The 17014-nt window shown below is 72.3% G+C and carries 13 protein-coding genes and 1 other RNA gene; 6 read left to right on the top strand and 8 right to left on the bottom strand.

Annotated features, from left to right (window positions below):
- Positions 1–22: 22 nt before the first annotated feature.
- The 6 genes from prfB (at position 23) to NI26_RS09495 (ending at position 5067) form a co-directional block, all read left to right on the top strand.
- Positions 23–1132, top strand: coding sequence for a peptide chain release factor 2 (prfB, locus tag NI26_RS09520; RefSeq protein ID WP_066654787.1), 1110 nt, complete (start codon positions 23–25; stop codon positions 1130–1132).
- Between the two features lie 72 nt (positions 1133–1204).
- Positions 1205–1963: a cell division ATP-binding protein FtsE gene (gene ftsE, locus NI26_RS09515; protein WP_066654786.1), complete on the top strand. Its 759-nt coding sequence runs from the start codon at positions 1205–1207 to the stop codon at positions 1961–1963.
- Positions 1960–2874 carry a permease-like cell division protein FtsX gene (gene ftsX, locus NI26_RS09510; RefSeq protein WP_066654784.1) on the top strand — a complete coding sequence of 305 codons (915 nt, stop codon included), beginning with the start codon at positions 1960–1962 and terminating at the stop codon, positions 2872–2874. The genes ftsE and ftsX overlap by 4 nt, the downstream gene beginning before the upstream one ends.
- 213 nt (positions 2875–3087) lie before the next feature.
- Positions 3088–3564, top strand: a complete 477-nt coding sequence (smpB, locus tag NI26_RS09505) for an SsrA-binding protein SmpB (RefSeq protein WP_066654782.1) — start codon at positions 3088–3090, stop codon at positions 3562–3564.
- Between the two features lie 132 nt (positions 3565–3696).
- Positions 3697–4074: a transfer-messenger RNA gene (gene ssrA / locus NI26_RS09500) on the top strand.
- Between the two features lie 174 nt (positions 4075–4248).
- Positions 4249–5067, top strand: coding sequence for a hypothetical protein (locus tag NI26_RS09495; RefSeq protein WP_066654780.1), 819 nt, complete (start codon positions 4249–4251; stop codon positions 5065–5067).
- Between the two features lie 20 nt (positions 5068–5087).
- Here the strand turns inward: NI26_RS09495 and NI26_RS09490 are convergent, their stop codons facing one another.
- From NI26_RS09490 to NI26_RS09455, 8 genes are all read right to left on the bottom strand, one after another.
- Positions 5088–6392 carry an LLM class flavin-dependent oxidoreductase gene (locus tag NI26_RS09490; RefSeq protein ID WP_066654779.1) on the bottom strand — a complete coding sequence of 435 codons (1305 nt, stop codon included), beginning with the start codon at positions 6390–6392 and terminating at the stop codon, positions 5088–5090.
- Positions 6393–6394: 2 nt separating this feature from the next.
- On the bottom strand, positions 6395–7798 hold the full coding sequence (locus tag NI26_RS09485) for an O-acetylhomoserine aminocarboxypropyltransferase/cysteine synthase family protein (RefSeq protein WP_066654778.1): 1404 nt from the start codon (positions 7796–7798) through the stop codon (positions 6395–6397).
- 75 nt (positions 7799–7873) lie between these two features.
- Positions 7874–8464 carry an NUDIX hydrolase gene (locus tag NI26_RS09480; protein WP_081984916.1) on the bottom strand — a complete coding sequence of 197 codons (591 nt, stop codon included), beginning with the start codon at positions 8462–8464 and terminating at the stop codon, positions 7874–7876.
- 192 nt (positions 8465–8656) lie between these two features.
- Positions 8657–9370, bottom strand: coding sequence for a M50 family metallopeptidase (locus tag NI26_RS09475; protein ID WP_081984914.1), 714 nt, complete (start codon positions 9368–9370; stop codon positions 8657–8659).
- A gap of 167 nt (positions 9371–9537) precedes the next feature.
- Positions 9538–11376: a glutamine--fructose-6-phosphate transaminase (isomerizing) gene (glmS, locus tag NI26_RS09470; RefSeq protein ID WP_066654776.1), complete on the bottom strand. Its 1839-nt coding sequence runs from the start codon at positions 11374–11376 to the stop codon at positions 9538–9540.
- 418 nt (positions 11377–11794) lie between these two features.
- Entirely contained in the window at positions 11795–14509 is a 2715-nt protein-coding gene (locus tag NI26_RS09465) for an ATP-binding protein (RefSeq protein WP_066654775.1), read from the bottom strand.
- A 526-nt stretch (positions 14510–15035) separates the two neighbouring features.
- Positions 15036–15821, bottom strand: a complete 786-nt coding sequence (locus NI26_RS09460; RefSeq protein WP_200884096.1) for an inositol monophosphatase family protein — start codon at positions 15819–15821, stop codon at positions 15036–15038.
- A gap of 18 nt (positions 15822–15839) precedes the next feature.
- Entirely contained in the window at positions 15840–16880 is a 1041-nt protein-coding gene (locus tag NI26_RS09455) for a hypothetical protein (RefSeq protein ID WP_066654768.1), read from the bottom strand.
- Positions 16881–17014: the final 134 nt, after the last annotated feature.

Raw genomic sequence — 17014 nt, 5'->3', positions numbered from 1 at the left:
GGCACCGGTAGGATCGGTGACCATGGTCGAACTTGACTTCACCGAGCAGCTGTCCGCCCTCCGCGAGACCTTCGGCAACATCCGCTCGGTCGTCGACGTCGACCGGCTCCAGCGCGAGATCGCCGAACTGAGCGAGCAGGCGGGTGCCCAGGACCTGTGGGACGACGTCGAGCACGCGCAGCAGGTGACGAGCGCGCTCTCGCACAAGCAGGCCGAGCTCCGGAAGATGACCGACACCGAGCAGCGCATCGACGACCTCGAGGTCCTCGTCGAGATGGCGAACGAGGCCGACGACGCCGACTCCGCGGCCGAGGCGCAGGACGAGCTCAAGGCCATCCAGAAGACCATGGGCGACCTCGAGGTGCAGACCCTCCTCGACGGCGAGTACGACGAGCGCCCCGCGGTGATCACGATCCGCGCCGGTGCCGGCGGTGTCGATGCGGCGGACTTCGCCGAGATGCTCCTCCGCATGTACCTGCGCTACGCCGAGCAGCACGGCTTCAAGACCACCGTCATGGACACCTCCTACGCGGAGGAAGCGGGCATCAAGTCCGCGACGTTCGAGGTCGACGCGCCGTACGCCTTCGGCACGCTCTCGGTCGAGGCCGGCACGCACCGCCTCGTCCGCATGTCGCCGTTCGGTGCCGCGGGCAAGCGCCAGACCTCGTTCGCCGCGGTCGAGGTCATCCCGCTCATGCCGGAGACCGCGGTCATCGACATCCCGGAGAACGACATCCGGGTCGACGTGTTCCGGTCCTCCGGCCCCGGTGGCCAGTCGGTCAACACCACCGACTCCGCCGTCCGCCTGACCCACCTGCCGACCGGCACCGTCGTGTCCATGCAGAACGAGAAGTCGCAGATCCAGAACCGCGCAGCCGCCATGCGCGTGCTGCAGTCGCGCCTGCTGCTCCTGAAGAAGGAGGAGGAGAACGCGAAGAAGAAGGAGCTCGCCGGCAACATCACGGCGAGCTGGGGCGACCAGATCCGCTCGTACGTCCTCGCGCCGTACCAGATGGTCAAGGACCTCCGGAGCGAGCACGAGGTCAACAACCCGTCGTCGGTGTTCGACGGGGACCTGGACGGCTTCATCAACGCGGGCATCCGCTGGCGCAAGCAGGGCGACGATTCCTGAGCGAGCTCGCGGGGGAGTCGAGCCGCGCGCCTCGGTTGACTTCCGGCCCACCCGACCTAGCCTGATCCGGTCATGATCAAATTCGACCAGGTCACCAAGGTCTACTCGGGCAACCCGAGTCCCGCGCTCGACGACCTCTCCCTCGAGATCCTCAAGGGTGAGTTCGTCTTCCTCGTCGGCGCGTCCGGCTCCGGCAAGTCGAGCTTCCTCCGTCTCGTGCTCAAGGAGGAGAAGCCGACCCGCGGGCAGATCCACGTGCTCGGCCAGCGCCTCGGCGCGCTGTCGTCGCGCAAGGTCCCGTACTTCCGCCGCAACCTCGGTGTGGTCTTCCAGGACTTCCGGCTCCTGCCGAACAAGAACGTCTTCGACAACGTCGCGTTCTCGCTCCAGGTGATCGGCAAGAGCAAGGGCTTCATCAGCGAGGCCGTCACCGACGTGCTCAAGCTCGTCGGCCTGGCCGGCAAGGCCACCCGGATGCCGCACGAGCTCTCCGGCGGTGAGCAGCAGCGCGTCGCGATCGCCCGTGCGGTCGTCAACAAGCCGGCGATCCTGCTGGCCGACGAGCCCACCGGCAACCTCGACCCGACCACCTCGGCGGGCATCATGGCGCTCCTCGAACGCATCAACCAGGGAGGCACCACCGTGCTCATGGCGACGCACGACGCCAGCATCGTGAACCAGATGCAGCGCCGGGTCATCGAGCTCTCGAACGGCACCGTCCTGCGCGACGAGCAGTCCGGCGGGTACCAGACGCAGGCGCTGCCGATCCAGCGCGGCTCCGGCGTCTCGAACACGACCGGCATCCAGACGATCCCGGGGCTCATCCGATGAGGCTCGGGCTCGTCATGTCCGAGGTCGGCTCGGGCCTGCGGCGCAACGCGTCGATGGTGGTCTCGGTCGTCCTGGTGACCTTCATCTCGCTCACCTTCGTGGGCACGGCGATCCTGCTGCAGATGCAGATCAACCAGATGAAGGGGTACTGGTACGACCGGGCGCAGGTCGCGGTGTACCTGTGCACCGACACCGACACCACCGGCAACTGCACCGGTGCCAAGGCGACCGAGGACCAGCGCGAGCAGGTCCAGGCGCAGCTCGACTCGTCCACCCTGAAGCCGTACATCGAGAAGACGTACTACGAGGACCAGGACCAGGCGTTCACGCGGTTCAAGGAGCAGTTCAAGGACTCGCCCGCGACCGAGTTCGTGAAGCCGGAGTACCTCAACGAGACCTTCTGGGTGAACCTGAAGAACCCGTCGCAGGCGGACGTGCTCGTCGAGAGCCTGTCTAAGTTCGCCGGTGTGCAGAGCGTCGTCGACCAGCGCGGGTACCTGCAGCCGATCTTCAACCTGCTCAACGCATCGTCGTACACGGCGATCGGCATCGCGTCGCTGATGCTCGTGGCGGCCGTGCTGCTCATCGCGACCACCATCCGACTCTCGGCGTTCAGCAGGCGACGTGAGCTCGGCATCATGCGCCTGGTCGGGGCGTCGAACCGGTTCATCCAGACACCCTTCGTGCTCGAGGGGGTGATCGCCGCCGCGATCGGAGCGGTGCTCGCCGGTGGCGCGATCACCGCGGTGGTCTGGTTCTTCGTCCGGAACTACCTGGCGCAGCGGTTCTCCGGCACCGCCTTCATCGGCATGAGCGACGCGGCCGTCGTCGTGCCCGCGGTGATCGTGATCGGCGTGCTCCTGGCCGGGGTCTCGGCGCTCATCGCGATCCGCCGGTACCTGCGCGTCTGAGACAGCCCGGGCGGCGGTCGATCGTCCGGCGCGAGGCTCGCCGTGGCGGACATCTTCGCGGTGGTCCTGCCGTGAACGTGTCCGCATGCGCGAGCCTCGGGTCGCCGGCGCACCGCGGCGCGCCGGGAAGGTGCGCCGCGGTCGTCGTGTTCACTAGGCTGTAGGGCTGCGCAGCAGCACCGGGGCCCGTGCCCGGTCACGAAGGGAGTCATCATGGCGAAGGAACGCGGCGAGAAGATCGTGGCGACCAACCGTCGCGCGCGCCACGACTACCTGATCGAGGACACGTACGAGGCGGGCATGGTGCTCTCGGGTACCGAGGTGAAGTCCCTCCGCGAGGGGCGGGCCTCACTCGTCGACGGCTACGCGTTCATCGACGGTGGCGAGGCCTGGCTCGACTCCGTGCACATCCCCGAGTACACCGAGGGGACGTGGAACAACCACGCGCCGCGGCGGAAGCGCAAGCTCCTCCTGCACAAGCAGCAGATCGTGAAGATCTCGCACAAGACCGCGCAGGGCGGGTACACGCTCGTGCCGATGAAGATCTACTTCCACGACGGCCGGGCGAAGGTCGAGATCGCGGTCGCCAAGGGCAAGCGCGAGTTCGACAAGCGTCAGGCCCTGCGCGAGAAGACCGACAAGCGCGAGGCCGAGCGCGCCATGCGCTCGCGCAACCGCCTCGGCGAGTGAGCGCGGCGGGGTGAGCCCTCGGCGAACGTCGGTGGCGTCGTCCAGCACACCCCGCTAGGCTGGGGTCCGCTCCTCACGGGGAGCATTGGCAACTCAACAGCGTGACAGCGGCTCGCACGTCACGGCCCGTACGGGGATGATCGGTTTCGACATTGCCTGTGTGCCGACGGGAAGCGGGCCGAGGACCCACGGTCATCTCGTGAACGATCCGTGGAAAACAACAAGTGCCAATTCCAAGCGCACTGACTTCGCTCTCGCTGCGTAAGCAGCCCAGCACATGAAGTCCGTCGGCCAGGTGATCGTCTTCTAACCTGAGTTCCGGCGTCATCCAGAGGACTTGCTGCACGGTTGCGCCTCAGGGCCGTGCGGGACTTGCACTGAGACTGGGCCCGTCGTCCTAGAAGCCGGTAGCAAAGGACGGGGCCGAGCAGAACGACTCATCCGGATACGCCCGTAGAAGACGTCGAACCGCAGCGATGGACGGGGGTTCGATTCCCCCCATCTCCACCAACGCCGTGCCGTCGAGCCGCTGTCGCGCTGATCGAACCGAGATCGCCACCCGAACGCCCCGTCGTCGTCCCCCAGGACGGCGCCGGGGCGTTCGTCGTTCCCCCGGGGTCCCGGACTACTGTCCGGAGCGAGCGCGGGGCTGGTCCTGCGTCGACCCGACCGGGAGGGCAGCACGTGGTGCAGGAGATCGCGATCCGAGTCCGTCTGCGCGAGCAGGACCGTCTGGGACTGGCGGAGTACGAGCGGATCGTGGGGTCCGTTGCGACCGTCGCCGCCGTCGTCGCCTGGCTGCCGACGCCCGGGTCACGGCTCGTCGTCCGCGGTCGTGGTGCCGAGCCGGTGCGCCTCGAGACGGTGTCGTACGGCACCGTGTTCGAGATGCTCGTCGTGCTCGACCAGCGCTCGGCCGCGGTCGAACGGGCAGCGTGGGCGGTGGCCGCGCTGGTGACGTCGGTGCGCGACGAGCACGTCGAGGACGACGTCGCGGGCATCGCCGGCGAGTTCGACCGCCTCGATCGGTCGGCGCCGCGTGGTCGCTCGGCGGTGGAGCGGGCGCTGCGTGGGTTCCTCGAGGGAGCCCGGGCCGACGTGCTCGCACGGAGGACCACCACGCGGGTCCGTGCTGCCCAGGCGCTCCTGCGGCTCGCCGAGGACGGGGCGGAGCTCGTGGTGGAGCGGGTCGAGGACGCCCTGGCACCCGTGGTCGAGGAGCAGCAGGTCGACGTGCTCTCGGACACCGGCACGTCCGTCGTGGTCGAGCCGGTCGACGGGATCGCGCCCTCCGGTGTCCGCGCCCCGCGCACGGCGGTCGACGACGACTTCCCGGCGGAACAGCCCGGCGAGCAGGACGAGGGCAAGAAGACCAAGGACAAGGACGAGAAGCAGTCCGACAAGAAGAAGAAGGACAAGAAGAAGAAGTCCGGCAAGAACAAGGACAAGAAGAAGTCCGACAAGAAGCAGTCCGACAAGAAGAAGTCCGACAAGAAGCAGTAGGACCACGCGGTAGGGCCGGGTCAGAAGTCGAACAGGTTCGCCCGCAGGCCGCCGTCGCCGTACTCCCGGCGCAGCAGCCCCCGGCGGCGCAGTGCGGGCACGAGGTCGCCCGTCAGCCGGTACACCTGCGCCGGGTGCAGGTCGCCGGACAGGATGAACCCGTCGTTGTCCGCGTCCGCCCCGAGCTCCTCCACGAAGTCCGCGAACTCCTCGGCCGTCCCGACGAACCCCTCGCGCGCGCTGATCCGCCCGAGCCGGGCCTTCCGGGTCAGGAGTTCCCGGAGGGGCGCGTCCGGCGTGTCCCCGACCAGCCCACGGACCGTGCCCGCGGACACGTGGTCGCCGAAGGTCCCGTCCGGGATCGGTGCGTCCAGGTCGAGGGCGAGCAGGTCCGTCTCGGAGTCGCTCGACCACGCGACGGCGGCGGCTCGGAGATCGGCATCCGACGGGTGTCGTGACGCGGCGACGACCCGCTCGGCCTCCTCGACCGAGGGCACCAGGACCGGCTTGAGCACGAACAGCACCCGCAGGTCGTCCGCGCTGCGCCCGGCGTCGGCCGCGGCGGTCAGCACCCGGGACCGGTACGCACGGACCGCCTCGGCCGTCAACGGTGCGAGTGCGAGCTGCACGTCCGAGTGCGTCCCGGCGAACCCGAGCCCGCGTCCGGATCCGCCGGGGGAGACCACGATCGGGTCAGCGTCGAGCGGGAGCGCATTGAGCGGGCCGTCGGCGGTGAAGTACGCGCCCTCGTGGTGGAACGCGTCGAGTGCGTCGCCGTCGGCGAAGTGCCAGTCCGTCGGGTCCCCGACGTAGCCGTCGCCCCACGAGTGCCAGAGCCGTCGGAGCAGCGTGATCCACTCCTCGGCGCGGTCGTACGCGGCGTCGTGCGGGAGCGGTGCCGCACCGACGTGCCGGGCGCTGCCGGTGTCGGTCACGACGTTCAGCCCGAAGCGGTCCGAGGACAGGTGCGCGAGTGTCGCGGCCTGCCGCGCGGCGAGGTACGGCGGTGTGATGCCGGCGTTCACCGTCGGTGCGATGCCGATGTGCTGCGTCACCGCGAACAGGTACGGCGCGAGCAGCAGCGGGTCGTGCTTCGGACCGCCGTACGCCTGCCGGATCCGCAGGTCGAGGGTCGCCGGACTGCCGAGGGAGATCGCGTCCTCGGCGATCACGAGGTCCATCCCCGCCTGCTCGAGCGCCCGGACGGACTGCTGGTACAGGTCGGGCTTCGTCCAGTCGTGGCCCCAGTCCCAGTCGGACCGTCCCCAGGCCTGCGGGCCGAACCCCCGCGAGAAGAAGTACCCGAAGTGCTGCAGGTCGCCCACCGTCAGACCTCCTGCCCGACGAGGTGGCCCTGCGGGACGGCGCGTGCGAGGGCCGCGACCTCCGTGGCGGGGGCGGGGCGGGCCTCCAGGCCGGCGCCGTCCCGTCCGGTGGCCGCACGCACCGCCGCGAGGCCGCGCTCCACGTCGGCGAGCAGGTCGGTGACGTCCTCGATGCCGACGGACAGCCGGACCAGGCCGTCGCCGATGCCGAGCTCGGCCCGCTCGGCCGCGGTGCGGCCGGCGTGCGTGGTGGTCGCGGGGTGCAGCACGAGCGAGCGCACGTCACCCAGGTGGGTCATCCGACTGATGAGCTGCACCGCGTCGATGAAGGCGCGGGCGGCCGGCTCGCCACCGGCGAGCGTGAAGGCGAAGACCGAGCCGGCCCCACGGGGCAGGTAGCGCTGGGCGAGGTCGTGGTACGGACTGGAGGCGAGCCCCGCGTGGTCGACGCTCGTCACCTCCGGCTGGCGCTCCAGGAAGGACGCGACGGCCAGCGCGTTCGCGACGTGGCGCTCGACGCGGAGCGACAGCGTCTCGATGCCCTGACGCAGCAGGAAGGCGTTGAAGGGCGACGGCGTCGGACCGATCCGCGACGCGACGACGTCACGCGCGTACACCGCGAAGGCCCGGCTGCCGTGGCGCTCGACGTAGCTCTGCCCGCCGAGGGCGCGGTCCGGCGTCGTGAGGTGGGCGAAGCGTTCCGGCGTACGGCCCCAGTCGAAGGTCCCGCCGTCGACGACGAGCCCGCCGAGGCCGGCACCGTGCCCGGAGAGGAACTTCGACGCGGAGTGCACCACGACGTCGGCGCCGTGCTCGACCGGGCGCACCAGGTACGGCGTCGCCAGGGTGTTGTCCACGACGAACGGCACGCCCGCCCGGTGCGCGGTGTCGGCGACCCCGGCGATGTCGAGGACGTCGTTCTTCGGGTTGGGGATCGTCTCGGCGAAGAAGAGCTTCGTGTTCGGTCGGACCGCGCGGGCCCACGCGTCGAGGTCGCGCTGGTCCGCGACGAAGTCGACCTCGATGCCGAGGCGCGCCAGGTTCTGCAGGAGCAGGCCCTTCGTGCCCTCGTAGATGCTCCGGGCGCTCACGACGTGGTCGCCCGCCTGCAGGAGCCCGAGGAGCGCCACCGTCACCGCCGCCTGGCCGCTGCCGACGAGGATCGCCTCGGCGCTCCGTTCGAGCAGTGCGACGCGGCGCTCGACGTCGGCGTTCGTCGGGTTGCCCAGCCGTGTGTAGGTGTACCCGTCGTCGGCACCGGCGAAGCGCTCGCGGGCCTGCTCGAAGTCGTCGAAGAGGAAGCCCGAGGTCATGTGGATCGCGGGGACCCGCGCTCCGTGTGCGGTGTCGGGCAGGAACCCGCCGTGCACCTGCTCGGTGGCGAAGCCGTGGCCGTCGTTCGACATGGGGTCCTCCTGGCGTGTCCGTCGTGCGGGTACTCTCGCAGGCCGGACGGGCCGGTGGGGCATTGCGGCGTCGGGTTACGGGCCGGCGGTGCCACCCCGAGCGGGAGCGGCCGTGCTCACGTCTGCGTCTGGGTCTGTGTCTGTGTCTGCTCCGGCGAGCAGTGCGGCGAGGCGTCGGGGGAGTCCCGGGGCGATCGGCTCCGGGAGCGCGTCGACGGGGAACCACCGGACGTCCTCGCTCTCGTGGCTCACCGTCGTCCGGGTGGAGGGGTCCGCCGTGGCGACGAAGCCGACGTCCCAGTGCGCCGCGCAGGAGAAGCCGCCGTGCAGGTCGTGGTGGTCCAGGTCGGCCACGACGCCGTCGTCGAGCTCGAGGCCGACGATGCCGGACTCCTCGCGGGCCTCGCGCCGAGCCGCCCCGGCCAGGTCGGGGTCCTGCGCCTCGAGGTGCCCGCCGAACTGCACCCAGAACCGGCCCTTGCGGTGCAGGCAGAGCAGGACGCGGGACCGGTCGGGCGAGAACACGAAGCACGACGCCGTCAGGTGCTCCGTGCCGAGGGACCGGTCGAGTGCAGCATCCCCGGTGCTGCGGACGAACCCGACGAACCGCTCGCGGTCGGGCGACGGCGCGTCGGTGAGCGCGGCGAGGACATCGGCGGGGCGCATCCGACGATCGTGGCACGGCGGACGGGTACGTGTACGCGACGAGACGCGTGTCGATCGACGCGTGGGACGGTTCGTGCGCCGGCATCGTGTGCGTGTGCATCGTTCGACACCGCACCGGTCGATCGACGCGTGCGATGTCGCAGGAGCGCGGCCGGGCTGCCGACGCCGGCCCGCCGACGCCTCGGCCCCGGGTCAGAACAGTGTGCGCACCCCGGCGGCGACGGTGTCCCACGTGGCGAGGAGCGGCTCCCGGGCGAGCCACACCGCCACCCCGTTCACCGCCACGAAGAGCACGAACCACAGCACGGCCGGCACCCGCATCTCGGCGGCGGCGATGTGGAAGTCCGTCTGCACCCGGGCGCCGGTCAGCAGCCAGCGGGCGACGTGCACGAGGGACCGCAGACCGTCCACCACGAACGCGGTGCCGACCGCCGCGACGACGAGCACGGTGGCCTCCGACGGCCGGACCGCCACCCACAGCGCGAGCGCGTCGAAGCCGAGCACGACGAGCAGGCCGAACCAGTTCCGCACGAACGCCAGGGCCACCAGGCCGACGACGGCGAGCACCACCACGGGGAGCCACCGCGACCCCTGGAGCACCCCGGAGACGAGCAGCACCCCGGCCCAGAGCGGCGCGCTGTACCCGGCGAAGAGGTTGAGGACCCGGACCAGCCAGCGGATCGCCGCCGGCACGCGCCCGAGTCGGACCCAGGCCTCGCCGGAGCCGTCGGCGTGCAGGTCGATCCGGTCGATGCGTCCGCCGAACGGCACCACGACGACGCAGTGGCCGACCTCGTGCACGATGGTGGCCGCGATCCGGGCGACCCGGCCGACCAGGGGCACGACGGGCAGGACGGCGCCGACCAGGACGGCGACGAACACGAGGGGCGGGGCTGCTGCGGTCAAGACGCCAGGATGGCAGCACCCACCAAGAGGACGCTGACCGCGCGGGCCGTCGGGTCAGTGGACGGCGTCCACGACGACGAGCACCACCACGACGACCGTCGCGACGACCGCGAGGCCGGTCAGGACGACGAGGAACACCGTCACCCGGTTGCGCTGCACGTGCCTGGCTACTCGACCGTCACCGACCTCGCGGCGGCGCGGGGCTTGTCCACCGCGCAACCGAGCTGCAGCGCGAGTTCACGCGCCAGCATCTGCAGGGGCACGACCGCCTCGACCGGACCCCAGGGTGCGAGCGACCGTCCCCAGGCCAGGTCGGTGGCCTCCGCGCGGTCGGCGATCGCCGGTACGTCGGAGCCCGCACCGCCGATCGTGACGACGAGGCCGCCGCGGGCCCGGACCTCGGCGACGGCGGAGGCGATGCGCGGGTCCCCGTGGTCGACCACCACGACCGGGGTGCCGTCGTCGACGAGCGCGAGCGGACCGTGCTTGAGCTCACCGACGGGGCAGGACCGTGCCCACCGGTAGGCGAGCTCCTCCACCTTCAGCGCACCCTCGGCTGCGTAGGGCAGCCCGGGCCCGCGGCCGACGAACAGGAACCCGGGCGCGTCCCGGACCGTCGCGGCCAGGAGCGGGATGCGCTCGGCTGCGACCGCGGCGGCGGCCGCCATCCGCTCGGGCAGTCCGGAGAGCTCGTCGACCAGGGCTGCGGCGCGGGTCGGCTCGAGCCGGCCCGAGGCGACCAGTGCCGACAGGACCGCGGTCACGCCGACGACCACCTGCGCCGTGAAGGTCTTCGTCGCGGCGAGCCCGACCTCGGGGCCGGTGTGGCAGGCGAGCACCGCGTCGGCTCGGCGGGCGAGGGACGAGTGCACGTCGTCCGTCAGCGCCAGGACCGGGTACCGGTCGTCGAGCCGGTCGAGCGCCCGGAGGACGTCCGCGGTCTCCCCGGACTGGCTGATGGCGACGACGAGGGTGCCGCGACCGAGGACGGCGTGGTCCACCTCGCTCGCGACGACGATGTCGGTGGGCACGCCGCCGAGGGTGCGCGCGGTGCCGGCGACGACCTGGCCGGCGTGCAGCGACGTCCCGCAGGCCACCACGGCGAGCCGATCGAACGCCGGCAGCCCGAGCCCCGTCCAGGTGCTGCCGTCCGCCGTGCGCTGCCGGACGCGCTCGAGCAGGTCGGCGACGACCCGGGGCTGTTCGGCGATCTCCTTGGCCGTGTGGTCCGGGTGGTCGCCGAGGTCGACGTCGAGCGCGGTCGTGGCGAACGGGGACGGGGTGGGGAAGGGCACGGGCACGGCGATGCCCTCCGACGACCAGCTCCACGCCTCGCCGAGCTCGACGACGTCGCCGTCCCGGAGCGGCACGAAGGTCTCGCACCACCGGGCGATGGTGCCGACGTCGCTCGCGACGAAGTCACCCCGTGCCGAGCGTGCGACGACGAGGGGCGACCGGTTCGCGGCGGCGACCATGCGGCCGTCCCGGGCGTCGAGCACGACGATCGCCCAGGAGCCCCGCAGTTGCGCGGTCGCGATCTGCACCGCGAGCACGAGGTCGGGATCGACGCGGAGTGCACGCTCGACCAGGTGCCCGATGACCTCGGAGTCGACCTCGGACCGGAACACGTGCCCCTGCTGCTCGAGCGTCGCCCGCAACCGTCCCGCGTTCTCGACGGTCCCGTTGTGCACGACGCTGATCCGGCCGGAGCAGTCGGCGTGCGGGTGCGCGTTCTCCTCGCGCACCGTCCCGCAGGTCGCCCAGCGGGTGTGCCCGATGCCGAGCCCGGTCGAGGCGTCCTCTGCCGGTACTGCGGCCGCCCGTGCAGCGAGGTCCGCCCGCAGGTCCGCGACGCGGGACACCGACCGGACCGTGGCGATCCGACCGGCGGCGGTCCGTACCGCGACGCCGACGGAGTCGTACCCCCGGTACTCCAGCCGTTCGAGACCGTCGAGCAGGAAGGGGGTCACGTCGTCGCTGACGCGCGCCGCGATGATGCCGCACATACGGTGTCCGTTCGGGTGGGGGACCGGCCCGGTGCCGGGGAGCGGCACCGACCGCCGCCGGGTCTGCCGCGGGTCCGGGTCCGTCGCCCGGCCGATCCACCCGCGGATCAGGCGGGGGCGGACCGGGAGGGTCGGCGGTTCGGGTACCGGACGGTCGTGATCCGCGGACGGGCCCTTCCGGGAAGGGCACGACGGTCGGTGCACCACGAGCCTCGCCCGGCGGGTCCGCCGGGACAACACCGCGCAGCGGCTCTTGCGGTTCACCGCGCGAGCGGTGCGACCCGACGTGTCGTCGGTGCGGACTCCCGCAAGCCGGCTCGCGGTCCGACGTCGGGCGTGACGGACGGGAGGCCCGGTACCAGCTGGTACCGGGCCTCCCGTCCGTCGAGCGGTCGCCCTGCGTCCGCGGGTCGCGCGATCAGGTGAGCAGCGCGACGAGGTGCGAGCGCGAGCGCGCACCGACCTTCCGGTAGATCTGCGTCAGGCGCAGCTCCACGGTGCGCTGGGACATGAACAGCGACGAGGCGATCTCGCGGTTGCGGTAGCCCTCGGTCACCTTCTGCACCACGGCGCGCTCCTCCGCGGTCAGCTGGGTGAGCACCACCGACGAGTCCGGGGCGCTCCGCGGTGACCCGGGGACCGGGGCGGACAGCACCGGTCCGGACCGCAGCGACGTCGGCACGCCGAAGGCCGGCATGACCGCCGTCGGCGCGGGCGTCGCCAGCGGTCGTCGCAGACCGGCCGCCTCGTACGCGGCCGCGGCGGCGGCGCCGAGGCGGGGCCGCTCGGCGTCCGTGCCCACCGCCGTCAGGGCGGCGAAGGTGCGAGCGCGCTCGTACTGCGAGTCGTGCGGCTGGAACAGCTCGAGGGCTCGACGACGCGCCGACTCACGGGTGGCGTCGTCGGCGACGAGCGCCAGGCTGCGGGCCAGCACGAGCGCGCCCCAGCGGGACGGCCGGGCGTGGTGGTCGGCCGCGAGCCGGGCCGTCGCGTTCCGGGCGTCGTCGATCCGGCCGAGGCGCACGTAGCCCTCGACCAGGTCGCCGAGGTGCCGCAGCACGGTCGGGTTGCGCAGCGACCGGCCGACGGCGTCCGCCGCCTCGAGGGCGGTCACCGCCTCGTCGACACGACCGTCGAGCAGCAGCACGCGCCCACGGAGTGCGTGCAGCCGGGCCGTGGTGCCCCAGAGCAGCACCGTGGAGCGGAGCGCCAGGCACCGGTCCACCACCTCGAGCGCCTCGAGCGAACGACCCTCGGCGAAGTGGCGCCACGCGACCGCGACCGCCCGCGACGGCTCGCGGAGCCGCTGCGCGGACAGGGCGCTCCCGGCCTCCCAGGCGTCGATCGCGCGGAGGGCCTGCCGGAAGTTGCCGGAGCGCAGCTCGTTCTCGGCGGACAGGTAGCGGGCTCCCTCGACCCACACGGCCTCGGTGTCCTGTCCGCGGGCGACGACGAGCGCGAAGACGCGACGTGCGCTCCGGTACCGCTCGGCGAGGCTCAGCGCGTGTGCCACGAGCAGGAGTGCCGGGTCGGACATCGCCATCAGCCGCGCCGTCGAGAGTCCGTCGTAGAGCTCCGTGTCGGCGGGCAGCGAACCGTCGAGCGCGGCGACGAGGCACTGCACGGCGCCGGCGATCTCCGCGGTGTGCGGGGTGACCACCGGACCGAGCTGCTCGACCCGGGCGAGCAGGTCGCGGGCCTGCTCGAGGTCCCACGTCTCCGCCCGGAAGCTCGCGACCATCGCCAGGAGCCCGGCGGTCGCGGGGGCTTCGGGTGCCTCCGCGTCCACGGGCACGAGGAGCTCGTCCGCGTGCACGGTCTCGCCGCGCAGGTACTGCACGGAGTACAGGACCCGCAGGCGCCGGACCTCGTCCGACCCGCGCCGGAACGGGCGCATCGCGGTGAGGTAGCGCGCGGCGAGCCCGAGCTGACGCTGTGCGAACAGCGCCTCGGTGACGGCGAGCAGTGCCGTCCGCTCGTCCTCACCGCCCGAGCCGACGTGCAGGGCACGCTCGGCCAGGGCGACCGCGGCGTGCGGTGCCCCGTCGGCGACGTAGCCCGCGGCGGCGTCGAGCAGCGCGACCACGTCGGGGACGTCGTCGACGAAGCTCCGGTGCCACGCGGCGGCGCGCGGGTCCACCTCGGCGCTCGCCGCGGCGAGCTCGCGGTGCAGCGTGCGCCGGGTGCGTGCGGACATCCGCCAGTACAGGGCTGACCGCAGCAGCGGGTCGCGGACCGTGACGGTCTGGCCGCGCACGACGACGAGCCCGGCGTCGGCGAGGTCGTCGACGGCGTCGCGGTCCCATCCGGTCGTCCTGGCGACCGGCACGAGGGACAGCCGGGCGAGGACGTCCAGACCACGTCCCGCGTCGTCGGTGTCGGTGTCGGCGGCACCCTCGACCACGTCGAGGGTCAGCGCCGCGATGGCCTCGGTCGTGGCGGTCGGGCGCAACGGCAGCACGAGCGGCTCGGTGCCGGTCAGCTGGGCGGTCGAGAGCATGTCGAACTGCTCGCGGAGCGCGCCGGGGTTGCCGCCCGTCGCATCGGCGAGGATCGCGAGGACGCCGTCGTTCGCGCCCTCCGGTGCCATCGACCGGGCCAGCGCGAGGGACACGTCGGCGGCCAGCGGTTCGAGCCGCAGCACGGGGAGGGCCGTGAGCGGACCGTCCGACGGCACGGTCCGGACCGTTGCGACCAGACGCAGTGCCGTGCCGGCGAGCCGACCCGCCAGGAACGCGATGAGCTCCTGGCTCTCGCGGTCCATCCGGTCGAGGTCGTCGATCAGGACGACCGTCGGCGGCAGGGTCAGGGTCTGCACGGCCTCGAGGAAGTCGTGCGCGGCGGCGAGCCCGCTCGTCGCGCCACCGGCCTGCAGCAGGTGCGCGATGTGGGCGGTCGCCCGCGGATCGTCGAGTGCGGTGAACAGGGAGGTCACGCCGGCCAGGGGCCAGCGGGACTCGCTCCCGTTGACACCGACCCGCACGACGGGGAGGGAGACGCGGTCAGCGACCGCGTCGAGGACGCTGCTGCGCCCGGAACCAGGGTCGCCGACGACGACCATCGCGGACTCACGAGGGAGTACAGCGAGGGTCGCGATCCGGTCGACCTCGAGACGGCGACCGGTGAGTGCCATGACTCACCGGCCTCCGGGTCCGGGGACGGAGACTGCGGTGGGCGTCCGGTCGGCAGCGCGGCGGGAGACCACGGCGACGGACGGGATCCGGTCGGCATCACGGGCAGGGACCGTGGCGACGGACGGACGCGAGGCGGCGACGGAGCGCACACCAGGGCTGTCGGTGAGATGACGCGGACGACGAGTGAGGGTGCACTCGGTTCCGCCTGGGAACGATGAAGTCATCGTCTGGACCACCCCTCGGGTCAGGGTTTTCGGACGAGTAATGGACGACGGACCCGACACGGTCCGGGTCTAGGGAACCCGGTGCGTCCGATCAGCCGTGAGCACGATAACCCGCCCATCGGACGCCACCGAAGTGCTCGTCAGCAGAGTGTCCGACTCGCCTGGCCCCAGTCCGGGGGGTCCCTGCCCCCGTCCGGGGGTCCGGCACCGTCGGCCGGGCCGCGCGCAGGGGACAAGCGGGGTACACCGCGGCGCAGCGTCCGCCCTGCCCCGGTGTCGCCCGTGTCGGGACGACCAGGGGCTACGGACGCCGGATGACGTCCACGACGGCGTCGTGCACGTGCCCGTTCGTGGCGAGGGCGCTGCCGTGCCACGGGCCCGGGTCGCCGTCGAGCGAGGTGAAGCGGCCGCCCGCCTCCTCGACGATCGGCACGAGGGCCGCGATGTCCCACGGCTTGAGGTCGGGCTCGCCCGCGACGTCGAGGACCCCCTCGGCGACGAGCATGTACGACCACATGTCGCCGTACGCCCGGGTGCGCCAGACCTTGCGGGACAGGGTGACGAGGGCGTCGAGCCGGTCGTCCTCGTCCCACTGCTGGATGCTGTTGTAGCTGAGGCTCGCCTCGGACAGCGCCGCGACGCCGGAGACCCGCAGGGGCCCGTCGGTCGAGTGTGCGCCGAGCCCCTCCGCGGCCCACCAGCGCTTGCCGAGCGCCGGGGCGCTGACGACGCCGAGCACCGGGCGGCCGTCGACGGCGAGGGCGATGAGGGTCGCCCAGACCGGCACGCCCCGCAGGTAGTTCGCGGTGCCGTCGATCGGGTCGACCACCCACTGCCGGTGCCCCTCGCTCAGGGCGTCGGCACCGGTGTCCGCCGTCGTCTCCTCGCCCAGGAACGCGTCGTCCGGGCGCTCGGCGGCCAGGCGCTCGCGCAGGGCACGCTCGACCGCCTGGTCGGCGTCCGTGACGTGCGTGCTGTCGGCCTTCGTCGTGACGTGCAGGTCGGCGGCGCGGAACCGCTCGAGGCTGATCGCGTCGGCGGTGTCGGCGAGGGAGCGGGCGAAGTCCAGGTCGGCGCTGAGGTCCACGGAGGTCAGGCTAGCGCCCTAGGCCGCGACGACCTGCTCCTCCTCGTAGTGCGACACCGCGCGCTCGCGGGCGATGCGGGTCCGACGTGCGGCGAGCCCGTGCACGAGGACACCGAGCAGCACCGCGACGACCAGCCACAGCACGAGCACGACCACCGACCGGGTCAGCGACGCTCCGGGGAAGTACACGAGGTCCTGCGCGGCGCCGAGCCAGGCCGCGCCGCTCCAGAACGTGTTGAGCGCCGCGAAGAAGCCGGGCTGGAACGACGGCTGGAAGATCCCGCCGGAGCTCGTGAAGTTGAGCATCACGAAGAGCATCGTCAGGATCGGGGTGGTCCACCGCCCGAGCAGCGGGTGCAGCCCGACGCCGAGGGCGACGATGACGGCGTCGTAGAGCCACGCGAACAGGAAGACCTGCCAGCGGTGGTCCGGGATGACGCCGTACAGCGGTCCGGCGACCAGGACACCGATGCCGGCGACGACCCCGGCGGTGACGGCGCCGACGGCGACCGTCCAGAGCGCGCGGAGCTTCGCGGCCGCCGCGGCGACGGCGATCGCCGAGGCGTACCCGCCGACGCTCAGGCCGACGAGCAGGAAGAAGAGTCCCTGGCCGGTCGGGTCCTCGTCACCGGTGGGCACGACGTCGTGCACGGTGAACGGCAGGTGCTGCTCGTACGCGATCGGCAGGAAGACCTTCTGTGCTGCGGTCGCGGTGGTCTCGCTCGCGGCCGTGGAGACGTAGAGCACGGCGCCGTCCGTCCCCGGGGCGTACACGGCGGCGAGGTCGCGGTCCCGGACCTGCTGTTCGGCCTCGGTCGTCGAGTCGACGACGTGCGCGACCAGCCGGCCGTCGGAGCCGTCGGTGACGGTCTGGGCGAACACCTGGGCCTCCGGGCCCTGGCCGACGATCCCGACCGGGAGCTCGTGCGGGGTCGGAGCGTGGAACGCGCCGAGGTAGGCGAGGCTCATCCCGACCGCCAGGAACAGCGGCACGAGGATGTGCGACCCGAAGGACCGCAGCGACCGTCCGAGGTGTTCGGGGTGCAGGACCGCCGCCATCGCCGCCGTGGGGCGGTCGGCTCGCGACGGGTGCTCCGCCGCGTGGTCACCGTGGTGGACCGGTTCGGGTCTGGCTGTGTTGTGTTCTGCAACTTCGGGCACGAGGGGCAACGGTACACCCGCGCCGCACGCGA

Source organism: Curtobacterium sp. MR_MD2014 (assembly GCF_000772085.1).
Lineage (GTDB): Bacteria > Actinomycetota > Actinomycetes > Actinomycetales > Microbacteriaceae > Curtobacterium.
Note: the sequence above shows the minus strand (reverse complement) of the source record. Positions and strands in the feature narration are given on the sequence as shown.

What these genes read in the sequence shown, in the direction of transcription:
- prfB (WP_066654787.1), top strand. Translation starts at nt 23, where the DNA reads ATGGTCGAACTTGACTTCACCGAGCAGCTGTCCGCCCTCCGCGAGACC.
- ftsE (WP_066654786.1), top strand. Translation starts at nt 1,205, where the DNA reads ATGATCAAATTCGACCAGGTCACCAAGGTCTACTCGGGCAACCCGAGT.
- ftsX (WP_066654784.1), top strand. Translation starts at nt 1,960, where the DNA reads ATGAGGCTCGGGCTCGTCATGTCCGAGGTCGGCTCGGGCCTGCGGCGC.
- smpB (WP_066654782.1), top strand. Translation starts at nt 3,088, where the DNA reads ATGGCGAAGGAACGCGGCGAGAAGATCGTGGCGACCAACCGTCGCGCG.
- NI26_RS09485 (WP_066654778.1), bottom strand. Translation starts at nt 7,798, where the DNA reads ATGTCGAACGACGGCCACGGCTTCGCCACCGAGCAGGTGCACGGCGGG.
- NI26_RS09480 (WP_081984916.1), bottom strand. Translation starts at nt 8,464, where the DNA reads ATGCGCCCCGCCGATGTCCTCGCCGCGCTCACCGACGCGCCGTCGCCC.
- glmS (WP_066654776.1), bottom strand. Translation starts at nt 11,376, where the DNA reads ATGTGCGGCATCATCGCGGCGCGCGTCAGCGACGACGTGACCCCCTTC.
- NI26_RS09465 (WP_066654775.1), bottom strand. Translation starts at nt 14,509, where the DNA reads ATGGCACTCACCGGTCGCCGTCTCGAGGTCGACCGGATCGCGACCCTC.
- NI26_RS09455 (WP_066654768.1), bottom strand. Translation starts at nt 16,880, where the DNA reads ATGGCGGCGGTCCTGCACCCCGAACACCTCGGACGGTCGCTGCGGTCC.